Source organism: Lactiplantibacillus dongliensis, from assembly GCF_005405105.1.
GTDB lineage: Bacteria > Bacillota > Bacilli > Lactobacillales > Lactobacillaceae > Lactiplantibacillus > Lactiplantibacillus dongliensis.
This window is the reverse complement of the sequence record NZ_BJDK01000015.1, coordinates 31,907-44,329: the sequence shown is the minus strand read 5'-3', so window position 1 is coordinate 44,329 and position 12,423 is coordinate 31,907. Positions and strand designations below refer to the sequence as shown.

At 44.5% G+C, this 12,423-nt stretch carries 13 protein-coding genes; 11 read left to right on the top strand and 2 right to left on the bottom strand.

The features are described from left to right. Window positions 1–84 precede the first annotated feature (84 nt). Window positions 85–318: a YneF family protein gene (locus FFM80_RS07095; RefSeq protein ID WP_137640174.1), complete on the top strand. Its 234-nt coding sequence runs from the start codon at window positions 85–87 to the stop codon at window positions 316–318. 22 nt (window positions 319–340) lie between these two features. On the opposite strand, the gene FFM80_RS07090 is transcribed toward FFM80_RS07095, so the two are convergent. After that, complete coding sequence (locus FFM80_RS07090; protein ID WP_137640173.1) at window positions 341–976, bottom strand: lysophospholipid acyltransferase family protein; 636 nt, start codon at window positions 974–976, stop codon at window positions 341–343. 111 nt (window positions 977–1,087) lie between these two features. Here FFM80_RS07090 and FFM80_RS07085 point away from each other — a divergent pair, with 111 nt between their 5' ends. The 5 genes from FFM80_RS07085 (at window position 1,088) to FFM80_RS07065 (ending at window position 7,273) form a co-directional block, all read left to right on the top strand. After that, window positions 1,088–1,840: a tRNA1(Val) (adenine(37)-N6)-methyltransferase gene (locus FFM80_RS07085; RefSeq protein WP_137640172.1), complete on the top strand. Its 753-nt coding sequence runs from the start codon at window positions 1,088–1,090 to the stop codon at window positions 1,838–1,840. Further along, window positions 1,830–2,102 (top strand): GIY-YIG nuclease family protein, encoded by a 273-nt coding sequence (locus FFM80_RS07080; RefSeq protein ID WP_223877314.1) that lies wholly within the window; start codon window positions 1,830–1,832, stop codon window positions 2,100–2,102. The genes FFM80_RS07085 and FFM80_RS07080 overlap by 11 nt, the downstream gene beginning before the upstream one ends. Before the next feature lie 84 nt (window positions 2,103–2,186). Then, window positions 2,187–3,185: a D-2-hydroxyacid dehydrogenase gene (locus FFM80_RS07075; RefSeq protein WP_137633984.1), complete on the top strand. Its 999-nt coding sequence runs from the start codon at window positions 2,187–2,189 to the stop codon at window positions 3,183–3,185. 585 nt (window positions 3,186–3,770) lie between these two features. Continuing rightward, window positions 3,771–5,495, top strand: coding sequence for an ABC transporter ATP-binding protein (locus FFM80_RS07070; RefSeq protein ID WP_137640171.1), 1,725 nt, complete (start codon window positions 3,771–3,773; stop codon window positions 5,493–5,495). Then, window positions 5,492–7,273 carry an ABC transporter ATP-binding protein gene (locus FFM80_RS07065; protein WP_137640170.1) on the top strand — a complete coding sequence of 594 codons (1,782 nt, stop codon included), beginning with the start codon at window positions 5,492–5,494 and terminating at the stop codon, window positions 7,271–7,273. The genes FFM80_RS07070 and FFM80_RS07065 overlap by 4 nt, the downstream gene beginning before the upstream one ends. A 69-nt stretch (window positions 7,274–7,342) precedes the next feature. Here the strand turns inward: FFM80_RS07065 and FFM80_RS07060 are convergent, their stop codons facing one another. Then, the gene (locus FFM80_RS07060) at window positions 7,343–8,065 is read right to left on the bottom strand and encodes an HAD family hydrolase (RefSeq protein ID WP_137640169.1); all 723 of its coding nucleotides are present in this window, start codon (window positions 8,063–8,065) and stop codon (window positions 7,343–7,345) included. A 225-nt stretch (window positions 8,066–8,290) separates the two neighbouring features. Between FFM80_RS07060 and rpsB the strand changes: the two genes are divergently transcribed. The 5 genes from rpsB to FFM80_RS07035 all read left to right on the top strand — a co-directional run bounded on the left by rpsB (window position 8,291) and on the right by FFM80_RS07035 (window position 12,421). Continuing rightward, window positions 8,291–9,097 carry a 30S ribosomal protein S2 gene (gene rpsB, locus FFM80_RS07055; RefSeq protein WP_137633988.1) on the top strand — a complete coding sequence of 269 codons (807 nt, stop codon included), beginning with the start codon at window positions 8,291–8,293 and terminating at the stop codon, window positions 9,095–9,097. Between the two features lie 101 nt (window positions 9,098–9,198). Beyond that, window positions 9,199–10,077, top strand: a complete 879-nt coding sequence (tsf, locus tag FFM80_RS07050; RefSeq protein WP_137640168.1) for a translation elongation factor Ts — start codon at window positions 9,199–9,201, stop codon at window positions 10,075–10,077. 158 nt (window positions 10,078–10,235) lie between these two features. Then, on the top strand, window positions 10,236–10,958 hold the full coding sequence (gene pyrH, locus FFM80_RS07045; protein WP_223876749.1) for a UMP kinase: 723 nt from the start codon (window positions 10,236–10,238) through the stop codon (window positions 10,956–10,958). Between the two features lies 1 nt (window position 10,959). After that, window positions 10,960–11,523, top strand: a complete 564-nt coding sequence (gene frr, locus FFM80_RS07040) for a ribosome recycling factor (RefSeq protein ID WP_137640167.1) — start codon at window positions 10,960–10,962, stop codon at window positions 11,521–11,523. Window positions 11,524–11,641: 118 nt separating this feature from the next. Further along, the gene (locus tag FFM80_RS07035; protein WP_137640166.1) at window positions 11,642–12,421 is read left to right on the top strand and encodes an isoprenyl transferase; all 780 of its coding nucleotides are present in this window, start codon (window positions 11,642–11,644) and stop codon (window positions 12,419–12,421) included. Window positions 12,422–12,423 lie beyond the last annotated feature (2 nt).

Genomic DNA, 12,423 nt, shown 5'->3' with positions numbered 1-12,423 from the left:
AAATTTGCGAAAACGTAAATTTTCCTTTTCTTTTAGAATTAAGTTGTGTAGACTAGTTTAATGAAGACTGTTTAAGGGAGGGGAATGACTGTGTCAACTGGTATTTGGATTTTAATCGTCGTTGTCGGCGTGTTGGTTGGCTTGACTGGTGGCTTCTTTGGTGCTCGGCACTATATGCAAAATTATCTCAAGCAAAACCCGCCGATTAGCGAAGAAATGTTACGCACAATGATGATGCAAATGGGTCAACGCCCATCCGAAAAGAAACTTCATCAAATGTTGAATTCGATGAAAGCTTCCGCTCGTAACGAAAAGTAAACGAGTTAATAAAAACACGCCCTTAGTTGGCGTGTTTTTTTGTGGCTGGATCAACGTAATGGAAGTTTGGATCAATTTCTTGATCCAAATCATCAAAAGCCGCCAGCATCTTGGTCTCAATTTGTTTTTGACCGGCATCGTCTAGCTTCAGTTTTCGGTCAATATAGATGGGTTCGCCGAAACGGATGGTGATTCGTTGTCGCGTGAATAGCCGTTTGAAGGTTAGCGGACCTTGGTAAACTGTCGGAATTAAGGGGACACCAGCCATTTTTGCAATCACCGTGGCGCCACCTTTAAGTTCTTGTGAGTGCCGGGTCCCTGAAGGAAACATGATTAATGAAAACTGGCCACTCCGTAAGAACTTGACCGGCGTCTTAATGGCGGATGGTCCAGGATGAGCCCGGTTCACCGGAAAGGCGTTGGCATGGACTAGGATAAAACGTAATACTGGATTCTTAAATAGTTCTTCTTTAGCCATAAAGCTGAATTGCATGGGACTACCAGCTAAGGCGTACAGCAGTGGGTCAAACCAGGTTCGGTGCGGCCCAACGAGGATGTAAGCCCCTTGCGGTAGGTTTTCACGTCCCTGGTAGTGGGGCTTGCCATTGATTAGACCAATGATGAGCCGTACCAGGCCGCGCATGAATGAATAAAACATCGCGCAAACTTCCTTTCGATTGAGTACTGCTCATAGTATGACGAAATTTCGAGCGTCCTGCAAGTAATTTGTGGTAAGCTAACAATGAGTTTTTTTGAAAGGCGGGGTTCGATGGCAACGGTCGACTTGCATCCGGATGAACGGATTGATCGATTATATAGTAAAGAGATTCAAATTATTCAAAGTGCCACCGTATTTTCTTTCTCACTTGATGCGGTATTGCTAGGGGCATTCGCCACGGTGCCGCAAGCGGCAAAAACTAAAACGGTTGACTTGTGTGCGGGGAATGGCGCGGTCGGCTTATTTGCGAGTGCTCAAACCCGAGGGTCTATCGTCGAAGTTGAGATTCAGCCCCGATTAGCGGATATGGCGCAACGGAGTATCCAACTGAATGATTTAACTGCGCGCATGTCAGTCTTAAATCAGGACCTACTGACGGTAACCGCCACGATTCCAAAAGATTCAGTGGACGTGGTCTTGTGTAATCCGCCGTATTTTAAAGACCAGCCAACTAGTCAGAAGAATCCGAATCCGCACTTGGCGATCGCGCGGCATGAAATTTCTGCGAATTTAGATCAGATTTTAGCGGTAACAAGTGATTTACTGAAAATGAATGGCAAGGCTTATTTTGTGCATCGGCCAGAACGCTTAGATGACTTATTCACAGCAATGCGCGCACACCGCTTAGCTCCTAAGCGGTTGCGATTCGTCCATCCTAAAGCGGATCGAGAAGCCAATATGGTTTTGATTGAAATGATCAAAGACGGCCGGCCAAATGGGGTCCGAATCATGCCGCCAGTCGTGGTATATCAAGCAGATGGGACATATGGAGAAGAGGTGCACCAATTACTCTATGGTCACTAAACCTTACTATTTCTATGTACTCTTATGTGCCGATCAGACGTTATATGGCGGTTTTACTGATGATTTGGAACGGCGGCTGGCAACTCATAATGCCGGTAAAGGGGCGAAGTATACCCGACCTAGATCCCGCCGACCACTGAAAATGATTTATCATGAAACTTTTTCAAATAAATCGGCAGCACTAAAAGCGGAGTATGCCTTTAAACATCAGCCTCGCGCTGCAAAATTAAAATTCCTGGCAGCCCACGATGTAAAAATTTAAAGAAGTTTTCATAAATAGTCATTCTATTTCTGACATTTACTGTTATAATATTCTATGTATCAATATATAGGAGGAATTTCTGTAATGAAAATTATTGCATATGCTGTACGTGATGACGAACGTCCATTCTTCAAGACTTGGATGGAAGAACATCCCGATGTTGAAGTTAAGTTAGTTCCCGAACTACTTGATGAAAAGACTGCCGAATTGGCTAAGGGCTTTGACGGTGCCGATGTATACCAACAAAAGGATTACACCGCTGCTGTTTTGAACAAGTTAGCTGACGAAGGCGTTAAGAACATTTCACTTCGTAACGTTGGTGTCGACAATGTTGACGTCCCAACTGTTAAAGAACGTGGATTGAACATTTCTAACGTACCTGCATACTCACCAAATGCGATTGCTGAATTATCAGTAACCCAATTGATGCAATTGTTACGTCAAACACCTAAGTTCAACAAGAAGTTAGCTAAGCAAGACTTCCGTTGGGCACCAGATATTGCCAAGGAATTAAACACCATGACTGTTGGTGTCATTGGTACTGGTCGTATTGGCCGTGCTGCTATTGATATCTTCAAAGGTTTCGGTGCTAAGGTTATCGGTTACGATGTTTACCGTAATGCTGAACTTGAAAAAGAAGGTATGTACGTTGACAGTTTGGACGAATTATATGCCCAAGCTGATGTTATCACGTTACACGTTCCTGCTTTGAAGGACAACTATCATATGTTAAACGCTGACGCCTTCAGTAAGATGAAGGATGGCGCTTACATCTTGAACTTTGCCCGTGGGACTCTCATCGATTCAGAAGACTTGATCAAGGCTTTAGACAGCGGCAAAGTTGCCGGTGCTGCACTTGACACTTATGAATACGAAACTAAGATCTTCAACAAGGATCTTGAAGGTCAAACGATTGATGACAAGGTCTTCATGAACTTGTTCAACCGCGACAACGTTTTGATTACACCACATACTGCTTTCTACACGGAAACAGCTGTTCACAACATGGTGCATGTCTCAATGGACAACAACAAACAATTCATCGAAACTGGTAAAGCTGACACGCAAGTTAAGTTTGACTAATTTCTGTTGAATTTTAAATAAAGAGCACGTTAATCTTCGGATTAGCGTGTTTTTTTATATTTATAATGAAAGATCGTCTACTCACAGCCAGTTATTCTGGCGCTTGGTGCTGGTTAACCTTGCCGTTTACCGCTTGATTGCTAGGGCTCAGTTTGACGTTAAGGCCATTCTTCAAAACTGATTTTGAACCTAGATTCGAGAAAAGCACTGGCATTAAGGCTAGCCACACAGCTAGGGTCACTGAAGAATAATAGCGATTCATTGTATAAGCAATCTGATATTGACATTGGGCGGACCAGAATGGGTAGCATAGTCTAGTAAGCACTAAGTGTCATCATTGCTTGATTTATAGGGATATATCAGTAACACAATATTTTAGTTGCTGAAATAGTTATCTATTAATTGTCGCAAGCACGGTTTTCGGGTAAGCTAGTAAGTGGTTTGGCTGGCGAGATTGCTAGCGTGACAGCTTGGAACCAAATGACGAACTCATAAATCAATATCAGTGGATTTAATAGTTAGATCGCCATGCCTAAAAGCTAAACGGATAATGATTTATTTATATCATATGAGGGGGAATGGAACATGAAAGTATTGATGCCTTATTTTAAGCGGTATCACGTCGATGTCAGTATTGCACTGTTGTCGGTGCTTGTTTTAGTATTTGCCACGTTATGGCAACCAAGGTTATTGCAGGTTGTGATGACCGCTATTATTAAAAATGATCAGCAGACGGTCATGCGAGAAGGGGTCATGCTACTGGGACTGGCTGTGCTAGGGATTGCCGGTGGGGTGATCAATACAGTCTATTCTGCCCGCGTTGCCTTAGGGGTGGCGACTGATCTGCGTGCTGATTTGTATGCGAAGATTCAATCTTTCGCTTATGCGGATGTTGAGACCTTTTCAGCGTCTAACTTAGTGGTTCGGATGACAAATGACATTAATCAGGTCCAACAAATTGTGATGGCAGCGTTTCAACAGATTACGCGGATTCCGTTATTATTTGCGGGCGCCCTTATTTTAGCCGTGGTGACGATGCCGGAACAATGGTGGGTCATTCTGGTAATGATGCTGGTTATTTTACTGGCTTCCTGGATAGCAGTTGGTCGGATGACGACCTACTTTGCCGAAACACAACAAGATATTGAAAACGTGAATACCGTGACACGGGAAAACTTAATGGGAATTCGCGTCGTTAAATCGTTTGTACAAGAAACAAACGAAATCCATAAATTCTCACAGGCGTCCGATCAGTTAACAGCGGTCACGGCCAAGATTGGTTATTGGTTCTCAATCCTAATGCCCATCTTCTTCTTAACGGCAAACTTGGCAGTCGGGGTCGCAGTTTATCTAGTTGGTCAAAATATAACGGTTCATCCCGGTTATTTAGCGGCTATTACTAGCTTTGTGGCTTATTTGATGCAAATTTTGTACGCGGTCATTAACGGTGGCTTTTTGATGACCTTTGCCTCTCGGGCCTTTATTTCGATTGGCCGAATTAGTGAAGTTTTAGCAACGCAACCAAGTATGACCTACGTGGCTGGTGAAGATGAGACACCGTTGACTGGTGAAATCGCTTTTGAACATGTGACGTTTACTTATCCGGGAGATACACAGCCAACCTTAAAGGATATTAGTTTTAAAGTCCAAGCAGGAGCCATGCTGGGAATCGTTGGGGCCACTGGGTCTGGTAAGACGACACTGGCTCAACTGATTGCCCGATTATACGATCCTGACAGTGGTCGAATCACGATTGGTGGCATGGATGTCCGACAAATTCCCGAAAAACGGTTGCGGGCGACGGTGGCCTACGTGCTACAGCGTTCAACCCTATTCTCCGGGACGATTGCGGGAAACTTAAAGCAAGTTCGTCCTGACGCTCAAATTAGCCATATGCAGTGGGCTGCTAACGTGGCACAAGCGTCCGAGTTTATTGAACGGTTGCCCCAAACCTACGATGCGCCGGTTGAAGAGCGGTCACAAAACTTTTCGGGTGGGCAAAAGCAACGGCTCGCGATTACCCGCGGGATCATTGCCAATCCAGAAATCTTGATTTTAGACGATGCGACTTCGGCGTTAGATGCGCGGTCAGAAAAGCTGGTTCAAGAAGCCATGGACCGTGACTTGACGTCGACAACGACGGTCGTCATTGCCGAAAAGATCGCGTCGATTATTCGGGCTGACCAGATTTTAGTGCTGGATGCTGGCCGGATTAGCGGCAGTGGTACTCATCAACAATTATTACAAAGTAATGCAATCTATCAAGCGATTTATCAAACTCAAAAGGCACGTGAGGAGGCGGTTAAATGAGCGACTTACGAAATGCAGGTAAGTACTATTGGCATTATTTGAAAAAATACTGGCGTGGATTTATTTTAAGTGCCGTGCTGATTGGTATTTCGACCTGGTGTATCGTTGTGGCGCCGACTTATTTAGGACGAGCGGTTGAAGAATTGACGACTTATCTGGATCAGTGGTTGAATCCAACGACGCGGGCGCAGGCTAGTTTAGGCACATTCAATCATACGTTGATCATTTACGTCCTCTTGTATGTTGGGGATGCAGCTACGATTTTCATCGCCAGCTTGATTCTGGCCCGCGTGACGGCTTACTCAACTGGGACGATGCGGGTTGGCCTATTTCGAAAGATGCAACGGATGCGGGTCAAGTATTTTGATACGCATAGTGATGGCGATATTTTGGCCCGGTTTACGTCTGATTTGGATAATATTTTTAATGCTATGAATCAGGCGCTACTCGAAGTACTATTAGCAGTTGCTCAGTTTGTGGGGATCTTGATTGTCATGTTTAACCAGAATGTCACGATGGCTTGGGTCACCATGGCCTCAACGCCGGTTGCCTTGATTATTGCAGCGTTGGTCATGCGTAAAGCCGGCACGGCCGTTAACCAGCAACAAGATGATATTGGGCAATTGAATGGCTATATCAATGAACAAATTACGGGTCAAAAAGTTTTGATTACCAATGGCTTGCAGCAGGATTCTAAACGTGGATTTGATAAGTACAATCAGCAAGTACGTCAATCGGCATTGACCGGTCAAATCTGGTCAGGTATTTTGAATCCTTTGATGCAAGGAATGTCGTTATTGAATACGGCCATTGTGATCTTTTTCGGTTCGTGGCTGGCTTTAAACGGCAGTTTATCAAAAGGTGCGGCCTTGGCGTTGGTCGTTGTGTTTGTGAATTATGCGCAACAGTATTATCAACCGATCATGTCGTTGACCAGCCTTTACAGTATGATTCAGCTGGCGATTACTGGGGCCCGGCGGATTGATGAAGTGCGTGATCAACCGGATGAGGTGAATCCAGTCGATGGTGGCCGTCCAGATGGCATTCAGCACGAACTAATGATTAATGATGTGCGCTTTAGTTATCTGCCTGGTAAAGAGATTTTACACGGGATCACGATCAACGTGCAACGTGGTGAGATGGTCGCATTAGTGGGGCCAACCGGTTCTGGGAAGACGACTGTGATGAATTTACTGAATCGGTTTTACGACGTGGATAGTGGTCAGATTACGTTTGATGGCGTTGATATTCGGACGTTTGATTTGAAGGCGTTGCGCCAAAACGTGGGGATTGTGCTACAGGAGCCTCAGTTGTTCACAGGCACGATTGCGGATAATATTCGGTATGGTGAGCCGGGAGCTAGCATGGAGCGCGTGATTGCGGCTGCCAAGCAGGCAAACATTCATGATTTTATTGAAAGCTTACCGGATCAATATGCGACGCAAGTTTCTGACGAGCAGAGTATCTTCTCAGCGGGACAAAAGCAGTTAATGTCGATTGCCAGAACGATTTTAACTGATCCGCGATTGTTGATTCTGGACGAAGCAACGTCTAACGTGGATACAGTGACCGAGGCTAAGATTCAAGCAGCCATGGATAATGTGATTCAAGGCCGGACCAGCTTTGTTATTGCGCATCGCTTAAAGACCATTTTGAATGCTGATAAAATCGTGGTGCTGAAAGATGGCTCAATTATTGAGCAGGGGAGTCATGCGGCGTTACTAGCCGAAAATGGCTTTTATGCCGAGCTTTATCGTAATCAAATGGTCTTTGACTAGTTGATTTTGAGAATTCTAAAAAGACAGTTGCCGTTAACTGAATGGCAACTGTCTTTTTAATGTGCAGGCTTAAACTGGCGCTGCTTGGATTAGGGCGGTGAGTAATTCACTCATTTCAGCCGGTGTTTCCACGATTTGATCTGGAATGACGGACGGCTGAACTTGCCGGACTTGGCGATGGTTAAACCAAAATGTCTGCCAGCCAGCGTGCTTGGCACTGGTAATATCTAAAGTCGCATTATCACCAACGTAAGCTGCTTGGTTAGCTTTAATGCCAGCTTGATGGGCCCAAGTCGTAAAAATCGACGGATCGGGTTTAGCGAGTGCAATCTCATCCGAAATAAAAATATTATCTGGATGTACGTAGCGTTCAATCTGCAACTGATGCAACTTTTTTCGTTGAATGGTTGCTGGGCCGTTGGTAATAATACCGATTTGAAAACAATGACTTAATTTTTCGAGAACGGGGGCGAGTCCCGGAAATAACTCGATTTTAGCTAAGGCCTGATGGTAGGCTAGCTCAAATTGGATTGCCCAATCGGTAGTGATGGTCTCCGTGAGTAGTGTCGCCAAAGTATGCCGTAACCGGGCTGTCTGCCAAGCTTCCAGACTAAGCTCCTTGGCCGTTACTTGATGGAAATTTTGGTCGGTAAAATCGCGAAAACGGTTAAAAACGTTAGCCAGTTCAGTGGGTGTCAAACGTGACTGAGTCATCTGACTTAAAGCGGTACTGAATGGTGATTTTTGATCGTAGAGTGTATCATCTACATCAAAAATGATGGCTTTAATCATTTTAAATTGAGCCTCCTATGCGAAAGATAGTTTAGCACACAATTTAAAAATCACAAATTCCTGATGAAAATTCTTGCAAGCATCGCCAATCTTCGGTATACTAATTTTCGGTGCTAAAACACCAATTCACACTCGTAGTGATGATATCAGTGGTGCTCATTGAGTCCTGATGTCAAGGGAGCTGCGAGGAGGATCAAAACTAATTTTTTGGAGGCAACATATATTATGGCTGTTATTTCTATGAAACAATTGCTTGAAGCCGGTGTCCATTTCGGTCACCAAACTCGTCGTTGGAACCCAAAGATGAAACCATACATCTTTACGGAACGTAACGGTATTTACATCATTGACTTACAAAAGACGGTCAAGATGATCGATTCTGCTTACAACTTTGTTAAGGATGCCGCTGCTGATGATGGCGTTATCTTGTTTGTTGGGACTAAGAAACAAGCCCAAGATTCAATCGAAGAAGAAGCAACTCGTGCCGGTCAATACTTCGTTAACCATCGTTGGTTAGGTGGGACTTTGACTAACTGGAACACCATCCAAACTCGGATCAAGCGTCTTAAAGATTTGAAGAAGATGGAAGAAGACGGGACCTTTGATCGTTTACCTAAGAAGGAAGTTTCATTATTAATCAAGCAACGTGCTAAGCTTGAAAAGTTCTTAGGTGGGATTGAAGATATGCCTCGCATCCCAGATGTGATCTTCATCGTTGACCCTCGTAAGGAACAAATTGCGGTTAAGGAAGCTCAAAAGTTGAACATTCCGATTGTCGCAATGGTTGATACGAACACTGATCCTGATGACATTGATGTTATCATTCCTTCAAACGATGACGCTATTCGTGCCGTTCGTTTGATTACTTCTAAGATGGCTGATGCTGTCATTGAAGGCCGTCAAGGCGAAGACGAAGATGTTACTGAAGCTTCATTCAAAGGTAACAAGGACGCTAAGAAGTCAGTTGACTCTTTAGAAGACATCGTTGAAGCTGTTGAAGGCGACAATGATACTAAGTCTGACAATAAATAATTGAAATAATTAGGCTGTCTTAAAAATCGCGGACCTCATCGGCCTGATTTTGAGGGCAGCCTTTTATCAAAAAAATAAACATGCTCAAAGGAGAGTAAACTATGGCAAAGATTTCTGCAGCACAAGTTAAAGAACTCCGTGACAAGACCGGTGTTGGTATGATGGACGCGAAAAAGGCGTTAGTTGAAACTGAAGGCGACATGGAAAAAGCCGTTGACGTTTTACGCGAAAAAGGCGTTGCTAAAGCTGAAAAGAAGAGTGGCCGAGTTGCCGCTGAAGGAATGGCCGCTGTGGCTGTTAAGGGCGACCATGCTGCGATCGTGGAAGTTAACTCTGAAACCGACTTCGTTGCTTCTAGTGATCCATTCAAAGCTTTAATTGCTGAAATCGCTGATAAGATTGCTGATGAAGCACCTGAATCAGTTGAAGCTGCCTTAGCCTTGAAATCTGACAAAGGGACCGTTAACGATGACATCATTGCCACGACGCAAGTTACTGGTGAAAAGATCAGTTTACGTCGTTTCAAAGTTATCGAAAAGTCAGCTGACCAAAACTTTGGCTCATACATCCATAATGGTGGCCAAATTGGCGCCTTAGTTGTTTTGGATGGTGCTGATGAAGCAACCGCTAAAGACGTTGCGATGCACGTTGCTGCGATTAACCCAGAATACGTTTCACGGGAACAAGTGCCGGCTGACACATTGGCTCATGAAAAAGAAGTTTTGGTTAAAGAAGCTCAAAACGAAGGCAAGCCTGAAAAGATCATCGAAAAGATGGTTGAAGGTCGCTTAAACAAGTGGTTGGCTGAAATCAGTTTAGATGATCAAGAATTCGTTAAGGATTCTGACCAAACTGTTGATCATTTCGTTCAATCAAAGGGTGGCAAGGTTAATACTTTTGTCCGCTTTGAAGTTGGCGAAGGGATCGAAAAGCAAACTGGTAATTTCGTTGATGAAATTATGAGTCAAATCAAAGACTAATAAGTCGCCTTAATGTGGAGGGATTGGGACATACTTGCCCTAATCCCTCTTTTTTTGCGGCGAAATGTTGGTTTTTAAGTAAGAATCAAGCCTTTGCGCTAAATGCCTATAAATATTATGGTAAAATGAAGACAGATAATCTTGAGGAGGACGAAACGATGTCGGAAGTTAAATATAAGCGTGTGATCCTAAAATTGAGTGGCGAAGCCTTAGCTGGTGAAAAGGGATTTGGTATCAATCCACCAGTTATCAAAACGGTCGCTGAAGAATTAAAGGATGTCTATGACATGGGTGTTCAAATTGCCATTGTCGTTGGCGGTGGCAACATGTGGCGTGGCGAAGCCGGTGCCCAAATGGGTATGGAACGTGCCCAAGCAGATTACATCGGGATGTTAGCAACGATTATGAACGCTTTGGCACTCCAAGATAATTTGGAATCAATCGGTGTCCCGACCCGGGTCCAAACCTCAATTGAAATGCGGCAAATCGCTGAACCTTATATTCGGCGGAAGGCCATGCGTCATTTGGAAAAACGGCGGATTGTGATTTTTGCTGGTGGAACGGGTAGTCCGTACTTCTCAACGGACACCACCGCCGCTTTGCGGGCCGCTGAAATCAATGCGGATGCAATTTTAATGGCAAAAAATGGGGTTGACGGGGTTTATTCCGCTGATCCTAATAAAGACGCCAATGCCGTTAAGTTCGATGAATTAACGCACTTAGATATTATTAACAAAGGGTTACAAGTAATGGATACCACGGCTAGTTCATTATCAATGGATAATGATATTCCAGTCGTTGTCTTCAATTTAAATCAACCAGGAAATATTCGGAAAGTTGTTGCCGGTGAACATATCGGGACAACGGTCAGGGGGAAATAACATGGCAGTGACAGAACCTATCTTAAAAGATGCACAAGCTAAAATGAAAAAAGCGGAAGCCGCTTTACAACGTGAACTCGGTAACATTCGGGCGGGGCGTGCCAATGCGTCGTTGTTAAACCGGATTTCTGCGGATTATTATGGGACGCAGACACCATTGAACCAAATGGCGTCAATTACTGTTCCGGAACCACGGGTCTTGATGGTAACGCCATTTGATAAAACCGCGTTAAAAGAGATCGAAAAGGCCATCTTGGCTTCAGATTTAGGGATTAGTCCAGCTAATGATGGGACCGCAATTCGGTTAGTGATTCCACAATTAACTGAAGAACGTCGTCAGGAATTGGCTAAGGATGTTAAGGCAGAAGGCGAACGCGGCAAAGTTGCTGTTCGTAATGTTCGTCGGGATGCGATGGATGCGTTGAAGAAGGGCCATAAGAATGGCGACTTCACCGACGACCAATTACATCAATTAGAAGATCAGACTCAAAAGTTGACCGATCAAGCCGGCAAGGACGTTGACGCCATTGTCGCCGATAAAGAAAAAGAAATCCTTGAAGGTTAATCAGGGTTGCAATTTGATTAAGGCTTGAAGAAATTCAAGCCTTTTTTTGTTGACGATAGTTTAATCGCGCGTTTTTTGGTAAAATAGTGCTTGGTTAAGCTTTTTTTGGAGGTGCAATTTGTTCGCTTTTTTAAATAAAAATGATCCAGCTGAAACCACGACGCCGGCGATTGATCCCCAACGGATTCCGGCACACGTGGCCATCATTATGGATGGCAATGGCCGCTGGGCAAAAGCGCGGCATTTACCGCGGATTGCGGGTCACAAAGAAGGGATGAACACCGTCAAAAAGGTCACAATTGCCGCGAGTGACCTCGGGGTGAAAGTCCTGACCTTATATGCGTTTTCAACGGAAAACTGGAAACGGCCGACGGATGAGGTCAATTATTTGATGCAACTGCCAGTCAGTTTCTTTGATACCTTTGTACCAGACTTGGTTAAAAACAATGTCCAGGTTCAAGTCATGGGGTATACGGATAAGTTACCCGCGAAGACGCAAAAGGCTGTAAATGATGCGATTGCGGATACCCAGGATTGCGATGGCATGATTTTGAATTTTGCCTTGAATTATGGTTCGCGCTCAGAAATTGTGAGTGGCATTCAAGCGATTGCTACGCAAGTCCAAGCTGGTGAGCTGGCTGTTGATGACATTGACGAAGCCACGGTTGATCATGCACTGATGACGGCGCCACTTGCGCCCTACCATGATCCCGATCTGTTGATTCGGACAAGTGGCGAGGAACGGATCTCGAACTTTCTGCTTTGGCAGATTGCGTACAGTGAGTTAGTCTTTACAGATGTGAAATGGCCCGACTTTACTGCGACGACCCTCAAAGCCTGTATTGCGGATTATCAAAGCCGTGATCGCCGGTTTGGCGGGTTATCGAATCAAAAATAAAG